We start from the raw sequence: 16,865 nt of genomic DNA, 5'->3' as shown, positions 1-16,865 counted from the left end.
CGCCTGCCCGCTTTGACGGTTTCCCGAAGCCCGTGAGCGCCAACAGGCTGATAAAAGCGCGGTATGCACAGGAAATTGGGGAACAGGCCGGGGGACAGACTTGCCATTCGGTGCCGAATTTGATTCGAGTGCGCGGAAATCAGGACAGGCTGTGCAGGTGTGCGGAAAACGGCATTTTGTGCCTTTTCTTTGCCGCCGCTGCCGGAACGGGGTAAGAACCGCCTCGGGATTCGGCCTTGGAGGGACGTAGCGCAAATATGAAGACATTTAACTTGAGAAAGGGGCTGGATCTGCCGGTGACAGGCGCGCCGGAACAGACAATCCATCAAGGCCCCGCCATCACCTCGGTGGCCGTGCTGGGCCCCGACTACCTGGGTCTGAAACCCCGCATGCTGGTGCAGGAAGGCGATGCCGTCCAGCGCGGCACGCCGCTGTTCTGCCACAAGGACGCGGAGGAAGCCGTGATGGTGGCGCCGATGTCCGGCAAGGTCGTTGCGGTCAACCGCGGTGCGCGGCGGGTGCTGCAAAGCGTGGTGATCGAGATTTCCGATGCCGCGGACAAGGGCATCGATTTCTCCGCCGTTGGCGATGCAAACACCGCCGAGGGCCTGACCGCCAAGCTGTGCGCGGCCGGCCTGTGGTCCGCGTTCCGCACCCGTCCCTACTCCAAGATGCCGGTGCCGGGGTCCAAGCCCGAAGCGATCTTCGTGACCGCGATGGACAGCGAGCCGCTGGCCGCCGATGCCGCAGTGATCATCAATGACGCTGCCGAGGCGTTCGAGGCGGGCCTGAAGGCCGTGACCCTGCTGACCGAGGGCACGACCTTCCTGTGCCAGAAGGCAGGCGACAGCATTCCCGGCGCCGGTCTCGCCGGTGTGGAAGCCGCGGCCTTCGACGGGCCGCACCCGTCCGGTCTGGCCGGCACCCACATCCACTTCCTGCATCCGGTGCGCGCGGACGATCAGGTCTGGACCGTGTCCTATCCGGACGTGATCGCCATCGGCCGCCTGCTGATAACCGGTCATCTGGACCCCTCTGTCGTGGTAGCGCTGGCCGGTCCCGCTGCGCGCGCGCCGCGTCTGGTCCGCACCGTGGCGGGCGCCTCCACCGAGGAGCTGACCCGCGGCGAGATCGCATCGGACGGCCCGGTGCGGGTGATTTCCGGCTCGATCCTGTCGGGCCGCCACGCGGCAGGCCCGCTGGCCTATCTGGGCCGCTTTGCCCGCCAGGTCGCGATCATCGAGGAAGACCGCGCGCAGATCCCGATGGGCTGGATCCGCCCGATGCCCGGCAAATACGCCGTGCAGCCGGTGCTGGGCTCTGCCCTCAGCCGCAAGCTGTTCAACCTGACCAGCAACCTGAATGGCGGCCGCCGGGCGATGGTGCCCACCGGCACCTTCGAGCGGCTGATGCCGCAGGACTACCTTCCGACGCAGCTGCTGCGCGCGCTGCTGGTGATGGACACCGACTCCGCTCAGGAGCTGGGTGCGCTGGAGCTCGACGAAGAGGACCTGGGCCTCGTCGGCTTTGCCTGCCCGGCCAAGTACGAATACGGGCTGGCGCTGCGCGACTGCCTGACCAAGATTGAAAAGGAGGGCTGAGCCGGATGGGATTGCGCAGCTTCTTTGACAGGATCGAGCCGCATTTCGAGAAGGGGGGCAAGTACGAAAAGCTCTTCCCCGTCTACGAGATGGTGGAGTCCTTCCTTTATACCCCGAAAACCGTCACCGCCGTGGCGCCGCATGCCCGCTCCTACATCGATATGAAGCGGATCATGACCTATGTGGTGATCGCCACCATCCCCTGCATCCTGTGGGGCATGTACAACACCGGCTTCCAGACCAACTCCGCGATTGCGATGCTGGGCGCGGATGCGGCCACCGGCTGGCGCGTTGCGGTGCTGCAGGCGCTGGGGATTTCGCTGGATGCGTCGAACCCGCTGGCCAATATCGCACATGGGTTCCTGTACTTCCTGCCGCTATATATCGTGACGCTGGTTGCGGGCGGCATCTTCGAGGTGATCTTTGCCACCGTGCGCGGCCATGAGGTGAACGAGGGCTTCCTGGTGACCTCGATGCTGTACACGCTGATCCTGCCGGCCTCGACGCCGCTGTGGCAGGTGGCGCTTGGCATCATCTTCGGCGTGGTGATCGGCAAGGAAGTCTTTGGCGGCACCGGCAAGAACTTCCTGAACCCGGCGCTGACGGGCCGTGCGTTCCTGTATTTCGCCTATCCCGCCAATATGTCGGGCGACAGTGTCTGGACCCCGGTTGACGGCTTCTCCGGCGCGACCGCGCTGGGTGTCACGGCCGCTGACGGCGTGCAGGCGCTGGCCGCCAAGGGCATCGAATGGTCGGATGCGTTCTTCGGCACCATCCAGGGCAGCTTCGGCGAGACCTCGACACTGGCCTGTGCCATCGGCCTGGTCTTCCTGCTGGCCACCAAGATCGCCAACTGGCGCCTGATCGCGGGCTGTTTGGGCGGCATGATCGCCTTCTCGGTGCTGCTGAACCTTATCGGGTCCGACACCAACCCGATGTTTGCGATGCCGTGGTACTGGCACCTGGTGCTGGGCGGCTATGCCTTTGGCCTGGTGTTCATGGTGACCGAACCCGTTTCGGCCAGCCACACCAACGCGGGACGCTACATCTACGGTGCGCTTATCGGCGTGATGGTGGTGCTGATCCGGGTGCTGAACCCGGCCTTCCCGGAAGGCATGATGCTGGCGATCCTGTTCGGCAACGTCTTTGCGCCGCTGATCGACTACTTCGTGGTGCAGGCAAACATCAAACGGAGGGCGCGCCGCCATGGCTGATACCCAAAGCAAGGGCCTGATTGGCCGCTTCCTCGCCGCATCGCCGGATTCGGTTGGCAAGACCGTGTTCATCGCCGTCGCCGTCTGCCTGGTGGCCTCGATGATCGTGTCCACCGCCGCCGTGTCCCTGCGCCCGGTGCAGGAAACCAACAAGAAGCGCGACAAGCAGCTGAACGTTCTGCAGGTGGCCGGCCTTTATGAGCCGGGCCAGAATGTGGCCGAAGCCTTTGCCGCGTTTGAGCCTCAGGTGCTGGATCTGGAAACCAGCACCTTCACCGGCCAGTTCGACGCCGCCACCTTTGACGGGCTGGCTGCCGCGCAGGATCCGGAGCTGAGCCGCGAGCTGGAGAACGACCCGGCCGGCATCGGCCGCCAGTCGCGCTACAAGACCGTGTACCTGCTGCGCGAGGAAAACGGCGATCTGGACAAGGTGATCCTGCCGATCCACGGCTATGGCCTGTGGTCCACCCTCTATGGCTTCATCGCGGTGGAGGAGAACGGCAACGACATCTTTGGCCTGCAGTTCTATCAGCACGGCGAAACCCCGGGCCTTGGCGCCGAGGTGGACAACCCGCGCTGGAAAGCGCTGTGGCATGGCAAGAAGCTGCGCGATGAAGACGGCGATCTGGAGATCACCGTGTCCAAGACCGTGCCGGCCGCCGGCCGCGAGCATTACATCGACGCCCTTGCCGGTGCCACGCTGACCTCTGCCGGGGTCGACAACCTGGTGCGGTTCTGGATGGGCGAAGAAGGCTACGGGCCGTTCCTCAAGTCACTGCAAGCGGGAGAGTTCTGATGTCCCAGAGCAAGAAAGACATGCTGATCGACCCGCTGGTCGACAACAACCCGATCACCCTGCAGGTGCTGGGCATCTGCTCGGCGCTGGCGGTGACCTCGTCGCTGCAGGTGGCCTTTGTGATGACCCTGGCGGTGACCTTCGTGACCGCGTTCTCGTCGATGTTCATCTCGATCCTCAGGAACCAGATCCCGGGCTCGATCCGGATCATCGTGCAGATGGTGATCATCGCCTCGCTGGTGATCCTGGTGGACCAGGTGCTGAAGGCCTATGCCTTTGAGATTTCGAAAACCCTGTCGGTCTTCGTCGGCCTGATCATCACCAACTGCATCGTGATGGGCCGCGCCGAGGCGTTTGCGATGAAGAACCCGCCGGTCGCGTCCTTCATCGACGGCGTGGGCAACGGCCTTGGATACGGCCTGATCCTGATGCTGGTCGGTTTCATCCGTGAGCTGTTCGGCTCCGGCTCGCTGTTCGGCATCACCCTGCTGGAAACCGTGAACAACGGCGGCTGGTATGTGCCCAACGGCATGCTGCTGCTGCCGCCCTCGGCGTTCTTTATCATCGGCCTGATCATCTGGGCCTTCCGCACCTGGAAGCCGAACCAGGTGGAAGAGCGTGAATACAAAATCCAAACCGTGGAGGCGCACTGATGGAAGGGCTGATTTCACTCGCCGTCAAGGCCATCTTTGTCGAAAACCTCGCGCTGTCCTTCTTCCTGGGCATGTGCACCTTCATCGCGGTGTCCAAGAAGATCTCCACCGCGCTGGGTCTGGGGATTTCGGTGATGGTGGTGCAGGCCATCACCGTGCCTGCCAACAACCTGCTGCTGACCTACCTCCTGAAGCCGGGCGCGCTGGCCTGGGCGGGGTTCCCGGATGTGGACCTCACCTTCCTCGGCCTGATCTCCTATATCGGGGTGATCGCGGCGATGGTGCAGATCCTGGAGATGATCCTCGATAAGTATTTCCCGCCGCTCTACAACGCGCTGGGGATCTTCCTGCCGCTGATCACGGTGAACTGCGCGATCCTGGGCGGCTCGCTGTTCATGGTGGAGCGCGACTACAACTTTGCCGAGGCAACCACTTACGGCCTCTCCTCCGGCTTCGGCTGGGCGCTGGCGATCACCGCGATGGCGGGCGTGCGTGAGAAGCTGAAGTATTCCGACGTGCCGGACGGCCTGCAGGGCCTGGGCATCACCTTTATCACCGCAGGTCTGATGGCGATGGCCTTCATGTCCTTCAGCGGCGTCAAACTGTAAGGAGAGCGCGGAAACATGGAAACTTTCACGCTCGGCGTTGTCCTGTTCACGGTGATCGTGCTGGCGCTGGTGGCTGTCATTCTGGCCGCCCGCTCCCGCCTGGTCTCCACCGGCAACGTCAACATCACCATCAACGGTGAAAAAACCATCTCGGTGCCCGCGGGCGGCAAGCTGCTGCAAACGCTGGCGGCAGAGAAACTGTTCGTCCCCTCCGCATGCGGCGGCGGCGGCACCTGTGCGCAGTGCCGGGTGCGGGTGCATTCCGGCGGCGGCTCGATCCTGCCGACCGAGGAAAGCCACATCACCAAGCGCGAAGCCGCCTGCGGCGACCGCCTGTCCTGTCAGGTTGCGGTCAAGCAGGACATGGATATCGAAGTCCCCGAAGAGGTCTTCGGCGTCAAGAAATGGCGCTGCAAGGTGCGCTCCAACGAGAACGTGGCGACCTTCATCAAGGCGCTGGTGCTGGAGCTGCCCGAAGGCGAGGACGTGAATTTCCGCGCCGGCGGCTACATCCAGATCGAAGCGCCGGAGCACCAGCTGGCCTATACCGACTTCGACATCCAGGACGAGTACCGCGAGGATTGGGACCGCTTCAATCTGTGGCAGTACAAATCCGTGGTGGATGAGCCGGTCGAGCGCGCCTATTCGATGGCGAACTACCCGGACGAGAAGGGCATGATCATGCTGAACGTCCGCGTCGCATCGCCGCCGCCGGGCAGCAGCGACATTCCGGCGGGCAAGATGTCGTCCTACATCTTCAACCTGAAACCGGGGGATGAGGTCACCATTTCCGGCCCGTTCGGCGAGTTTTTCGCCCGCGACACCGAAAAGGAGATGGTGTTCATCGGCGGCGGCGCCGGCATGGCGCCGATGCGCAGCCACATCTTCGACCAGCTGAAGCGCCTGAAGACCAACCGCAAGATCAGCTTCTGGTACGGCGCGCGGTCGAAGAAAGAGATGTTCTTTGTCGAGGACTTCGACCAGCTGGCGGCGGAAAACCCGAACTTTGAATGGCACGTGGCCCTGTCGGACCCGCAGCCGGACGATGACTGGGACGGCTACACCGGCTTTATCCACAATGTTCTGTATGAGGAATACCTCAAGAACCACCCGGCGCCGGAAGACTGCGAATTCTACATGTGCGGCCCGCCGATCATGAACCAGTCGGTGATCAACATGCTGCTGGACCTGGGCGTGGACCGCGAGGACATCATGCTCGACGATTTCGGCGGCTGAGCCGGACCCCGAAGCGGAAGACCAAAAGCCCCGGATGGAGACATCCGGGGCTTTGCCGTTTGGAGCGGACCGGCCGCCGTGGGGCAGGTCCTGCTCTAGGCCGGCATGGCAGTCCCGATCCTGTTCCAAAGCTCATCGGCAACGACACCTATTGCCTGATCCCTGCGCCGCATCTTGAAAATCATCGTCCGGCGCAGCGGAAACCCCTCCAGGTTCAGGGGAAGCAAAGCCCCGGACCGCCGTTCCTCCTCTGTCATGTGATCCGGCAGGCCGCCCCAGCCGAGACCGGCGAGGATCACCTTTTTCTTGGCCGCGAGATCGGAAACCGTCCATTTCAAGCCCCCGGGCAACAGATCGCGGCTTTGTTCATGCGCAGCACCGCCAGTGCCGGCGGCGACCACCTGCACATGGCTTTGCATTTCGGATGCCGACAAGGCGCGGGGTCCGGCGGGCAGGTTCAAGGCGGGGCTGGCCACCGGCCGGATCGTGACCTCGGCAACCGGCTCTGCCTCCACGTCGTCCAGCGGCACCCCGTCGAGGGAGGCGATCGCGATATCCGCCTTGCCCTCCATCAGCCGGGCAATCGGGCCGCCCATCATTTCCATGCGCAGCCGAAGGTGGGTCGCCGGGTGGCGCCGTCCGGTGTCCGCAAGCGCCGGCAGCAAAGGGTCCAGGTCCATGGTGGCACTGACGGCAAGTGTCAGCTCCGGCTCTTCGCGGGCGCGCAGCCGGGCGGCGGTGGAACGAAGCCCCTGCATCTGCCGCAGCACCCGCGACGCCTCGCGGTAAAATATCTCGCCTGCCGGGGTGAGCGCGGGGCGGTAGGCCTCGCGGCTGAACAGCTCCAGCTCCAGCTCCTCCTCCAGCTGGCGGATTGTGTGGCTGATGGCGGACTGCGACTTGTTCAGGCGCTCTGCCGCGCCGCGGAAGGTTCCGGTGGAGACAATCGCCTCCAGGGCCAGGAGCTGGTCGTGTTTCATCGGCTTCCAACATGATCAGATTACCTAATCGTTATGCTGAAAACACAATATTATCAATCAATCATATCAGGAGGTAGTTAGAGGGCATCACCACCACAGGAGACTGTCATGAAACTCTACTACAAACCCGGTGCCTGCCCGCTGGCCAGCCATATTGCCCTGTATGAAACCGGCCGCCCGTTTGATATCGAAGCGGTCGACACCGCGGCGGGGCGGACCGAAAGCGGCGCGGATTACCGTGCGATCAATCCCAAAGGCTATGTTCCGGCCCTGGGCCTGGACGACGGCAGCATCCTGACTGAAGGGGCGGCTGTTCTCCAGTACATCGCGGACAGCCACCCGGAGGCAGGGCTGGCGCCGGCGGCGGGAACCTTGGCCCGGGCGCGGATGCAGGAACAGCTCAACTGGATCGGGACCGAACTGCACAAGGCCTTTAGCCCGCTGTTCCGCGAGGGCACGCCCGAGGCCGGCAAGCACGACGCGCGCACCGCGGTTGCGGGCAAATTCGACCTGATCGAGGCGCAGCTGGAGGATGGCCGCGAGTGGCTGGTCGAAAACCGGTTCTCGGTGGCCGATGCCTATCTGTTCGTGGTTTCGAACTGGGCGAACTTCACCGGCATCGATCTGGCCCGCTGGCCCAATCTGGCCGCCTTTGTCAGCCGCAGTGCTGCCCGCCCGTCGGCCCAGGCCGCAATGCGCGCAGAGGGGCTGATCCAATGACGCCTGCCGGCCACAAACAGGTCGGCGCACTGATGGAGGCCTATTTCGAGGGCCTCCATCAGGCCGACAGCGCCCTGCTGCGCAAGGTTTTCCACCCGCGGCTGGCTTATGTCTGCGCCACCGAAGGCGACGAACTGTATTTGGATCTTGAAACCTACATGGCCCGCGTCGATAGCCGTGAGCCGCCGGCCAAACGTGGTGAGGCGCGCGAGGAGGAGATTTTGGAGATTGCCTTTGCCAGCGGCCGGCTGGCCCGCGTTAGCGCCCGGATGACCATGATGGGGCGGGATTTTCACGACCTGCTGACCCTTGTCCGCTACGGCGCCGAATGGCGCATCGTGGCAAAAGTGTTCTCATATGTTCCGCGAAAGGACTGAACGATGCCTTATGTGAATATCAAAGTGACCCGCGAAGGCGGCCCCGATGGCACCGGCCCCAGCGCAGAGCAAAAGGCCCAGCTGATCACCGGGGTTACTGATCTGTTGCAGGACGTTCTGGGTAAGAACCCGGCGACCACATTTGTGGTGATCGATGAGGTCCCGCTGGAGGACTGGGGCGTTGGCGGCCTGCCGGTGCAGGAGTACCGGAAGCAGGCGCAATGAGGACGCGGCTGACAGAGGCGCTGGGGATCACCTGTCCGGTGATCCAGGCGCCGATGGCCTTTGCGGCGGGCGGCGCGCTGGCCAGCGCTGTCTCCAATGCCGGCGGGCTGGGCATGATCGGGGGCGGTTACGGAGATGCCGGGTGGATCGAACAGCAGTACGCCCTCGCCGCGGGCACCCGCGCGGGCTGCGGGCTGATCACCTGGAAGCTGGCGGAACAGCCGCACCTGCTGGAGCGGGTGCTGGCGCAGGACCCGGCGGCGGTTTTCCTGTCCTTCGGCGACCCGGCGCCGTTTGCGCCGGCGATCCGGCAGGCCGGCGTGCCGCTGATCTGCCAGGTCCAGACCCTGCGCGATGCGCAGCAGGCGCTGGACTGCGGAGCGGACATCATCGTCGCCCAAGGGGCGGATGCCGGCGGCCATGGCGAGGCCCGCGGCACCTTTGCCCTGGTGCCCGAGATCGCGGACGAGATCGCGCGCCAGAACAGCCAGGCGCTGCTGTGCGCCGCAGGCGGTATCACGGACGGGCGCGGCCTTGCAGCGGCCCTGATGCTTGGCGCGGACGGCGCGGTGATCGGCACCCGGTTCTGGGCCTCGCGCGAGGCGCTGGTGCATCCGCGCATTCTGGACCGCGCGCTGGCGGCAACGGGGGATGACACCATCCGCACCCGGGTCGTGGACGTGGTCCGCGGTCTGGACTGGCCCGGCCGCTACAACGTCCGGGTTCTGCGCAACCCTTTCATTCAGAAGTGGCACGGGGCAGAGGACGCCTTGCAGCTGGAAGCGGGCGCTGAAGCGGCCAAATGGGCGGCGGCTCAGGAGGCGGGGGATCCGGAAATCGCAACCGCCTTTGCGGGCGAAGGCATCGGCATGATCCGCTCGGCGCCGCCTGCGGGGGATATTCTGGCGCACCTCATGACGGACGCGCGCCAGTGCCTTGCCAGGGCTGCGTCCGCCGCCGGGCGCACAAGCGCCGTGACCTGACCGCCTGCGCCCCACGTCCGGGAGGGCGCGGCGCGGCCGGGGCGGCGGATACTCATGCACCGGAACGGGCGGGGGCGGAGACGCTCCCGCCGGTTTCATTTTTGCCGGGTCTCAGCAGCAATGATCCAGAACGAATTTGCCTGTGTGCCCCGGCGCATCAGCGCCTTATGGCACGGGACTTCGATCGCCAAGTCGCGGAGCTCCATGTCCGCATCGCCGTCATGAACGGCTACACCGCGCTCGGCATACCCGTCACAGAGATCCTGGGATAAGTTTGTCCGCGGACAGGGGAAGCTCGGCTGTCAGCAGATTTGTGCAACAGAGCCGTCCCGCACAAAAGCCGCCTTGGCTTTCCTCTGCGGGCATCGGGTTTGCTGTCGTCCGCCAGCAGAATCAGCCCGGAGCACCGCAGGGTGTCCGGGCCGGCGCCTGTGCCGGAAAGGCCAAGCGGCCTAGCCGACGATCATCTGTTTCATGCGCAGGGCCTCATACTCCAGCTCCTGCAGGCGGAAGTTCACCACGTCGCCCACCGTGATCATCCCGCAAAGACGGTCGTCCTTGACCACTGGCAGGTGGCGGAAGCGGCCCTCGTTCATCACTTTGGCGACGTCGATCAGCAGGTCGTCCGGTTTGCAGGTCTTGACCTCGCGGGTCATGATGTCCTCGACCAGCTGCGGCAGGGTGTGGCCCGGCGTTTCCGCCAGCCGCCGCACGATGTCGCGCTCCGACAGGATGCCCTGCAGCGCGCCGTTCTGGTCGGTCACCACCAGCGCGCCGATGCGCTTGTCGCGCAGCGCCTCCACCGCATGGCCGACGGTGTCGTTCGGGCGGATCGCAAAAATCGCGTCGCCCTTGGCCTCCAGAAGCTTCGCAACGGTCGACTGGCCGTGCGACAAATTCGACTCGGGCGACTGGCTGTGGCTTTGCTGCCCGGCCTTGTCGCCCCGGGTCGGAGGCTGGTATGAGAACGGTGCCATGCGCGGGTCTCCTCCTATCCTGCATCAGGTCATGCCCCCATCTTAACGGCGGATTGCTGTCCGGGAAGAGGCGAAATGACGCGAGCGCTAACAAAGGCCGGAAAACAACATGTTCGAATCCCTCTATCTGACCCCCGTCACCGGCGCGCTGACCGTGTTCGTGGTGGTGGTCTGCGGCCATCTGTACCGGCAGAACTGGAAGACCCAGCCGCCCGATGCGCGGCTGAGGGCCTGGCTGTTCGGGGTGCCCGCCGCGGTTGGCCTTCTGGCGCTGGCCTTTGTGCCGCTGAAGTTCTGAGGCGGCATTTGACTCTGGCGCGGGGCAGGGGCATAGCAGCGCCAGTTTTATCCCCGGAGGTTGACCGATGCCCAGAAGGTTCCTGCTTGCCCTGATCCTGCCCGCGGTGCTGCTGGCGTCCGGCTGCTGGTTCGGCAGCGAGCCGGAGGAGGTCCGCCTGTCGGGCCAGACCATGGGCACCACCTACAGCGTGATCGCCATCGGTGCGGATCTGGACCAAGAGCGGCTGGCCGCGGAGGTGGAGGCCACCCTGGCGGCGGTCAACGCCAAGATGTCGAACTGGGATCCGGCCTCGGAAGTGTCCACCTTTTCCGCCGCGCGCAGCACCGCGCCGGTGCGGGTGTCGCCGGAATTTGCCCATGTGCTGGCGGCGGCCAATGACGTGCATGAAAAGACCGGCGGCAAGTTCGACGTGACGCTTGGCCCGCTGATCGAGCTGTGGGGCTTCGGCCCGCGCAAGCCGGAGGACCCGGTGCCGTCGGATGCAGCCATTGCCAAAGCGCTGGAGGGCGTCGGGCAGGCGCGGCTGCTGACGCTGGATGCAGGTGCCGGCACCCTGAAGAAATCCGCGCCGCAGACCGGCATCAACCTGTCGGCGATTGCCAAGGGCTATGGCGTCGACGCGGTGGCGCAGACGCTGCAGGGCTTTGGCGTTGAGAACTACATGGTGGAAATCGGCGGCGATCTGGTGACCAAGGGGCAAAACGCCAAGGGCGAGGCCTGGCGCATCGGCATCGAGAAACCGGATGCGGCGGCGCAGACGGTGCAGCTGATCGTGCCGGTCAGCAACCTGGGACTGGCGACCTCCGGCGATTACCGCAATTATTTCGAGCATGAGGGCCAGCGCTATTCCCACATCCTGGACCCGGTGGCGGGGCGGCCGGTGACGCACCGCACCGCCTCGGTCACGGTGATCGCGGAGAACGCGATGCTGGCGGATGCCTGGGCGACCGCGATGCTGGTTCTGGGCAGCGCGGACGGGCTGAAGCTGGCGGAGCAGCATAAACTTGCCGTGTTTTTCATCGATCGGGACGTGCAAGCCGGCGAAGATGCCTATATTACCTCTGCAAGCAGCGCTTTCGAGGCGCTGACCGGAAACTGAGCCGCGTACTGAGCGACATCGCGAGGGACCCCAATGAGCACCTTTCTTTTGGCCTTTATCCTGCTTCTGATCGTGACCCTGGGCATGTCGCTGGGGGTGATGCTGATGGGCAAGAAGATCAAGGGCAGCTGCGGCGGGCTGAACGCGATTTCCGGTGCCGACAAATGCGTCGTCTGCTCCAAGGACATCGACCCCGACAGCCCGCTGCGCGACAAGCTGCAGTGCAAGCGCGCCCGCCGGATGGTGGAGCAGATGCAGGAAGAACAGGCCTGAGGCCAGGGCTGCGGCACGGCGCGGGCAGCGTCCGCGCCGCCAAGGGGCAGGCCGGTCCGCGGCGTACGCAACACGGTTTCACCTTACTCTCTCTCAGGGTCTGACTCTGCCGCCTCCAAGGCCGCGACCGCGCTGGCCGGGGGGTGATCGGGTGCCCAGCCCTTGCCCAAGGCGATCTGCAGCCGGGACCAGGCCAGCGCCAGGTCGCGGCGGGCGGCGATCAGGCCCAGCTCGTTGTCGCGCAAGGCTTCCTCGGTGTTCAGAAGGTCGAACAGGGTGATTTCATTGGCCCGGAAGGTTTCGCGCGCAAGATCGGCAACCTTGCCGCCCAGTCCGACCGCCCGCGCCTGAGCTGCGGTGCGCTCGCGGGCGGCCTTCAGCGCGCTTTGCTGCGCCTGCACCTCTTCCACCGCGCCGCGCACCGCTGCGCGGTAATCGTATTCGGTGGCTTTGGCCTCGGCGATGGCGCGCTCGTGGAAGGCGCGCAGAACCGGGCGGTTGAACAGCGGCAACCGCAGCGACGGGCCGATCTGGTAGAGATCGGGCAGGCCGCGGAACGCCTCGATGGAGCCGGTGACTTCGAGCGACGGGTAAAGCTCCGCCTCGGTGACGCCGATACCGGCGGTGGCGCTGCGCAGCTGGGCTTCGGCCAGCAGCACATCGGGGCGGTTGCGCAGCAGGCTGGCAGGCACGCCCAGTTCGGGCTGGGTTGAGGGATGGGGCTGGCCGGAACTGTTCTGCATCATCGCGAATACCTCGGAGGCGTCGCGGTCCAGAAGCGTGGCCAGGGCAAAAACGGACGCCTCATAACCGGAGATGAAGCCCGGCAGATCCGCCTTGGCGCTGGCGACCTGCAGCTTGGTGCGCTCCAGATCCAGGGCGAGGACGGCGCGGGCGGCCTCCAGCTCCTCCACCGTGGCCAGGATCTGCTGGCGCAGCCCGATCGTCTTGCGGGTAACGGCGGCACCGCGCTGGAAAAACCGCGCCTCGATATAGGTGCGGGTGATCGCGTCGATGATCGCCAGCCGGGTGGTGGCCATCTGGTAGAACTGCGCGTCGCGGTCGGCAACGGCCCGTTCGGAGCGGCGCTGGAAGCCGCCGAACAGGTCGAACACATAGGTGGCGCCGATTTCGGCGGAGTCCAGGCTTGTTGAGCCGTCCTGCGAGTCCCGGCGCGAAAAGACCGAACTGCCCTCAAGATCGCCGCGCACCTGTTCCGGACGGCCGCTGGCGCGGCGCACCGCCTCAGCCGCCTTGAGGCGCTGGCGGGCGGATTTGATATCCAGGTTCTGCGCCAGCCCGGCCGCCACCAGCCGGTCCAGGGCGGCATCGTTCAGCCCATGCCACCAGGTCTCAGCCGCGCCCTGCGCGGTGGCAAAGCTGCGGGTCTGGTAATAGCCGGCCGGCACCGCGAAGGCGGGACGCTGGTAATCCCGGCCCGCGGCGGTGCAGCTGCACAGGAGAGTTCCGGCCAGCAGCACGGAACGGGCTGTCCAATTGGATCTGCTCATGGCTTGCCTCTGGGCGCCCTGTCTGATGCGGGCGTTCCCGGAATCATAGGCAGCACCGGACGGCGCCGCGAAGCTCTTCCTGCCGCCCGCTGCGGCTTTGTCCGGAACTGATGCGTGCGGCCCACAGGCTGGAGGGTGCGCAAATCCGGGCCAGTCTGGCGTTTTTGCCCCCTCCGGCCCGGCCGGGGCGGGTCATCCTGCCAGCCCAGTCAGCAGCGCGCCGTGCCAGACAGGAGACGGCCCGCCCGCCTGCGCCTGCGCTTGACGCATGCACAGGGCGGGTCCACTGTTTGCCGGCGCGCGGGCTGAACCACAGCCGCGGCGCCGCCGCCGGCAGCCCCTTGGGACAGCTGAACCGCAATTGCGACGTGAAAGTGAGAACAACCTGATGGACCTGCAAAAATTCTATATCGGCGGCGCCTGGGTGACGCCGCATTCGACCCGGGAATTCCCGGTGATGAACCCGGCAACGGAGGAGCGGATCGGCACGATCATCCTCGGCGATGAAATGGATGTGGACGCGGCTGTCGCGGCCGCCAGGGAGGCGTTCGCCAGCTACTCCCGGACCTCGCGGGAGGAGCGGATCGCGCTGCTGGAGAAGCTGCTGGAACTCAGCAAGGAGCGGCGCGAAGTGCTGGCGCAGGCGATGCGCGCCGAAATGGGCGCGCCGATCACGATGGCGCGCGAGGCCCAGGCCGATTCGGGGATCGGGCACCTGGAAGCCATCCTGGACGCGCTGAAAGCCCAGGAGCTGCGCGAGACGCTGCCCAACGGCGACATCCTGGTGCGCGAGCCGATCGGGGTCTGCGGCCTGATCACGCCGTGGAACTGGCCGGTGAACCAGATCGCATTGAAGGTGCTGCCGGCGCTGGCCACAGGCTGCACCTGCGTGCTGAAACCGTCGGAGCATACGCCGATGTCAGCCGCCGTTTACGCCCAGATGATCCATGACGCGGGCTTTCCGGCGGGGGTGTTCAACCTGATCCACGGCGACGGCCCGGCTGTTGGCGCAGGCCTGTCGCGGCATCCCGGTATCGACATGATGTCCTTCACCGGCTCGACCCGGGCGGGCATCGCGGTTTCCAAGGACGCCGCCGATACCGTCAAGCGGGTGACGCTGGAACTGGGCGGCAAATCCCCGAACCTGGTGTTTGCCGATGCCGACCTGGAGGAACGGGTCACCGCCTCGGTGCTGGAGTGCTTTTACAACACGGGGCAAAGCTGCGACGCGCCGACCCGGATGCTGGTGGAGCAAAGCTGCTATGATGAGGTGCTGGACATCGCCAGGGCCGCAGCACAGGGCCAGGCCGTCGGCGACCCGGAACAGGAGGGCGATCACATCGGCCCGATGTTCGACCAGATCCAGTTCGACCGGGTGCAGAGCATGATCCAGACCGGCATCGACGAGGGCGCCACCGTGCTGGCCGGCGGCCTGGGCCGGCCCGGCGGGCTGGACGCGGGGTGGTATGTGCGCCCCACCATCTTTGCCGATGTGACCAATGACATGGCCATCGCCCGGCAGGAGATCTTCGGCCCGGTGCTGGTGATCATCCCCTTCGAGGACGAGGAGGACGCGATCCGCATCGCCAATGATACGCCTTACGGCCTGGCGGCCTATCTGCAGACCGGTGATCCGGACCGCGCCGAACGGGTGGCCGCCCGGCTGCGCGCGGGGGCTGTGCATATCAACGGCGGCGGCTTCAATTACGGCTCGCCCTTTGGCGGCTACAAGCAGTCCGGCAATGGCCGCGAAGGCGGGATGATGGGGCTGGAGGATTATCAGGAAGTGAAAACCCTGCATTTCGGCTGAGGCCGCGCCTCAGGGCTTTCATCTTTCCCGAAATACTCCGGGGAGCGCGAGGGGCCGGCCCCTCGCTCCCTCTCTCTCACCGCACGCCTGCGCCTGCCAGGCCGTTATCCTTCTGCTCAGACGGCGGGCGCGCCATAGATCAGGCGGCTCAGATCCGAGAACTTGCTGCCGTCTCGGGTGAACCCCAGAACCGCATCGCGGATTGCGCTGGCGCGGGCCGCGCCCAGCACGGGGGCGGCGAATTCCATGAACTTGCGCTCAACGTCCTGTCGGGAAAACGGTGCTTCGGGGCCGCCGCGGGCGTGGACATCGCCGGACTCGATCACCCGCCCGTCAGTCAGCGTCACCACCACATCCGCAACCCGGCAGGCCGGGAAGCGGACCGAATGGCGCGCGGCCTCCGCGACCGAAATCCGCTCGTGGATCGAGGCAACCAGCGGGTCGGAAAGGCCCGCGCCGGAGATATGCTCGACCCCGATCCGGCCATATGCCGCCTGCACCGCCACGGCAAAGCCCAGCGAGTACTGCGCCTGGCTGGTGGTGACGGGGATGCCGGGGTAGAGGCAAGCGCTTTCGTGGAAGGTGCTGATGCGGATTCTGGCCAGCTGGTCATGCGACAGACCGTGCTCCAGCATCACCTGCCGCAGCGCGTCGACCGGGGCATGGGCCCAGCGGCAGACCGGGTAGGGCTTCACATACTGATGCTCCATCTGCCAGAAGCTGCCGAGGTCCTGCCAGTGCTCCGCCACCCGGTCTTCCTCGATGGTGATCGCGGGGGCGCCGGTAAAGCCTTTCCCGGCCAGAACCGCTGCCGACATCCCGGCCAGCGCGCCCCAGCCGGAGCCGTCATGCAGCATCGTGGGGCTGGCGATCTCGCGCATCATCTGGCTGCGGGGGCCGTGGAATTCGGCAATCCCCAGCGCCTCGCGCAGCTGGGCGCGGGACAGCCCGCGCATCCGCGCCGCCACCGCCGCCACCCCGAGCGCGTTCCAGGCGCCGGAGGTGTGGTAATCGCTGACGGTGGCATGCAGCGACAGCGCGGCGCGGCCTGCCAGCTCATAGCCGACGGTGGTGATCGCCAGTGCCTCAGGACCGGAGAAGTCCGGCACGGTTTCGGCCAGCGCTGCGATGGCCGGGATCACCGCCACGCCGATGTGGCCCTTGGTCGGAGCATAGCCGTCATGGCCGTCCAGATTGTCGGTGGCGGTGGCGGCGGCATAGGCGGCGCCTGCGGCGCTGACCCGGCGGCCGTCGAACATCAGGCGGGCGCCCAGCCCCTCCTCGCCGCAGCCGTAAAGCGCCACGGCGGTGTCGCGGGCGATGCGGCCGGCCTCCATCGGGGTGGCGCCGATGGTGATGCCAATGGTGTCCAAGAACATCAGCGCCGCCGCCTGGCGGGTGGTTTCCGGCAGGGCGGCGGGGGTGAGCCCGAAGATGAAATCGGCAGCACGGTCGAAGGCGTCGGTCATGGCGGATCTTTCGCAGGGCGTTTCCCGCGTCA

The 16,865-nt window shown here is 65.8% G+C and carries 18 protein-coding genes and 1 pseudogene; 15 read left to right on the top strand and 4 right to left on the bottom strand.

Features of this window, described 5'->3' with window-relative positions; translation table 11 throughout:
* Nucleotides 1-257: 257 nt before the first annotated feature.
* From B2P87_RS12035 to nqrF, 6 genes are read left to right on the top strand one after another with little or no spacing between them, the layout of a single operon-like run.
* The gene (locus B2P87_RS12035; protein WP_141889064.1) at nt 258-1,601 is read left to right on the top strand and encodes a Na(+)-translocating NADH-quinone reductase subunit A; all 1,344 of its coding nucleotides are present in this window, start codon (nt 258-260) and stop codon (nt 1,599-1,601) included.
* Between the two features lie 5 nt (nt 1,602-1,606).
* Nucleotides 1,607-2,815, top strand: coding sequence for an NADH:ubiquinone reductase (Na(+)-transporting) subunit B (locus tag B2P87_RS12030; RefSeq protein WP_141889063.1), 1,209 nt, complete (start codon nt 1,607-1,609; stop codon nt 2,813-2,815).
* On the top strand, nt 2,808-3,611 hold the full coding sequence (locus tag B2P87_RS12025; protein ID WP_141889062.1) for a Na(+)-translocating NADH-quinone reductase subunit C: 804 nt from the start codon (nt 2,808-2,810) through the stop codon (nt 3,609-3,611). Before B2P87_RS12030 ends, B2P87_RS12025 begins: the two co-directional genes overlap by 8 nt.
* Nucleotides 3,611-4,264 (top strand): NADH:ubiquinone reductase (Na(+)-transporting) subunit D, encoded by a 654-nt coding sequence (locus B2P87_RS12020; protein ID WP_058284774.1) that lies wholly within the window; start codon nt 3,611-3,613, stop codon nt 4,262-4,264. The genes B2P87_RS12025 and B2P87_RS12020 overlap by 1 nt, the downstream gene beginning before the upstream one ends.
* Nucleotides 4,264-4,872, top strand: coding sequence for an NADH:ubiquinone reductase (Na(+)-transporting) subunit E (gene nqrE, locus B2P87_RS12015; RefSeq protein ID WP_058284773.1), 609 nt, complete (start codon nt 4,264-4,266; stop codon nt 4,870-4,872). The genes B2P87_RS12020 and nqrE overlap by 1 nt, the downstream gene beginning before the upstream one ends.
* A 15-nt stretch (nt 4,873-4,887) precedes the next feature.
* On the top strand, nt 4,888-6,108 hold the full coding sequence (nqrF, locus tag B2P87_RS12010) for an NADH:ubiquinone reductase (Na(+)-transporting) subunit F (protein ID WP_141889061.1): 1,221 nt from the start codon (nt 4,888-4,890) through the stop codon (nt 6,106-6,108).
* 95 nt (nt 6,109-6,203) lie between these two features.
* Here nqrF and B2P87_RS12005 read toward each other — a convergent pair whose 3' ends face one another.
* Nucleotides 6,204-7,088: a LysR family transcriptional regulator gene (locus tag B2P87_RS12005; RefSeq protein WP_141889060.1), complete on the bottom strand. Its 885-nt coding sequence runs from the start codon at nt 7,086-7,088 to the stop codon at nt 6,204-6,206.
* A gap of 108 nt (nt 7,089-7,196) precedes the next feature.
* Here B2P87_RS12005 and gstA point away from each other — a divergent pair, with 108 nt between their 5' ends.
* From gstA to B2P87_RS11980, 5 genes and pseudogenes are all read left to right on the top strand, one after another.
* Complete coding sequence (gene gstA, locus B2P87_RS12000) at nt 7,197-7,808, top strand: glutathione transferase GstA (protein ID WP_141889059.1); 612 nt, start codon at nt 7,197-7,199, stop codon at nt 7,806-7,808.
* A complete protein-coding gene (locus B2P87_RS11995; protein ID WP_141889058.1) occupies nt 7,805-8,185 on the top strand; it encodes a nuclear transport factor 2 family protein in 381 nt (126 codons plus the stop codon). The genes gstA and B2P87_RS11995 overlap by 4 nt, the downstream gene beginning before the upstream one ends.
* A 3-nt stretch (nt 8,186-8,188) precedes the next feature.
* Nucleotides 8,189-8,410: a tautomerase family protein gene (locus tag B2P87_RS11990; RefSeq protein WP_141889057.1), complete on the top strand. Its 222-nt coding sequence runs from the start codon at nt 8,189-8,191 to the stop codon at nt 8,408-8,410.
* The gene (locus tag B2P87_RS11985; RefSeq protein ID WP_141889056.1) at nt 8,407-9,393 is read left to right on the top strand and encodes an NAD(P)H-dependent flavin oxidoreductase; all 987 of its coding nucleotides are present in this window, start codon (nt 8,407-8,409) and stop codon (nt 9,391-9,393) included. Before B2P87_RS11990 ends, B2P87_RS11985 begins: the two co-directional genes overlap by 4 nt.
* A gap of 158 nt (nt 9,394-9,551) precedes the next feature.
* Nucleotides 9,552-9,665: pseudogene (locus tag B2P87_RS11980) on the top strand (IS5/IS1182 family transposase); the annotation flags it as partial.
* Between the two features lie 180 nt (nt 9,666-9,845).
* On the opposite strand, the gene B2P87_RS11975 reads toward B2P87_RS11980, so the two are convergent.
* Nucleotides 9,846-10,370: a CBS domain-containing protein gene (locus tag B2P87_RS11975; RefSeq protein WP_058284766.1), complete on the bottom strand. Its 525-nt coding sequence runs from the start codon at nt 10,368-10,370 to the stop codon at nt 9,846-9,848.
* 109 nt (nt 10,371-10,479) lie between these two features.
* Here B2P87_RS11975 and B2P87_RS11970 point away from each other — a divergent pair, with 109 nt between their 5' ends.
* From B2P87_RS11970 to nqrM, 3 genes are all read left to right on the top strand, one after another.
* Nucleotides 10,480-10,668, top strand: coding sequence for a hypothetical protein (locus B2P87_RS11970; protein WP_058284765.1), 189 nt, complete (start codon nt 10,480-10,482; stop codon nt 10,666-10,668).
* A 67-nt stretch (nt 10,669-10,735) separates the two neighbouring features.
* The gene (locus B2P87_RS11965) at nt 10,736-11,770 is read left to right on the top strand and encodes an FAD:protein FMN transferase (RefSeq protein ID WP_141889055.1); all 1,035 of its coding nucleotides are present in this window, start codon (nt 10,736-10,738) and stop codon (nt 11,768-11,770) included.
* Nucleotides 11,771-11,803: 33 nt separating this feature from the next.
* Nucleotides 11,804-12,043 (top strand): (Na+)-NQR maturation NqrM, encoded by a 240-nt coding sequence (nqrM, locus tag B2P87_RS11960; protein WP_008558301.1) that lies wholly within the window; start codon nt 11,804-11,806, stop codon nt 12,041-12,043.
* Between the two features lie 83 nt (nt 12,044-12,126).
* Here the strand turns inward: nqrM and B2P87_RS11955 are convergent, their stop codons facing one another.
* The gene (locus B2P87_RS11955; RefSeq protein WP_167510209.1) at nt 12,127-13,554 is read right to left on the bottom strand and encodes an efflux transporter outer membrane subunit; all 1,428 of its coding nucleotides are present in this window, start codon (nt 13,552-13,554) and stop codon (nt 12,127-12,129) included.
* A 388-nt stretch (nt 13,555-13,942) separates the two neighbouring features.
* Between B2P87_RS11955 and B2P87_RS11950 the strand changes: the two genes are divergently transcribed.
* Nucleotides 13,943-15,364, top strand: a complete 1,422-nt coding sequence (locus B2P87_RS11950) for an aldehyde dehydrogenase family protein (protein ID WP_141889054.1) — start codon at nt 13,943-13,945, stop codon at nt 15,362-15,364.
* Between the two features lie 116 nt (nt 15,365-15,480).
* Here the strand turns inward: B2P87_RS11950 and B2P87_RS11945 are convergent, their stop codons facing one another.
* Nucleotides 15,481-16,833 carry an MmgE/PrpD family protein gene (locus tag B2P87_RS11945; RefSeq protein ID WP_141889053.1) on the bottom strand — a complete coding sequence of 451 codons (1,353 nt, stop codon included), beginning with the start codon at nt 16,831-16,833 and terminating at the stop codon, nt 15,481-15,483.
* Nucleotides 16,834-16,865 lie beyond the last annotated feature (32 nt).

Source organism: Leisingera sp. UBA4491 (assembly GCF_002388965.1).
GTDB lineage: Bacteria > Pseudomonadota > Alphaproteobacteria > Rhodobacterales > Rhodobacteraceae > Leisingera > Leisingera aquaemixtae.
This window is presented reverse-complemented; position numbering and strand designations above follow the sequence as displayed.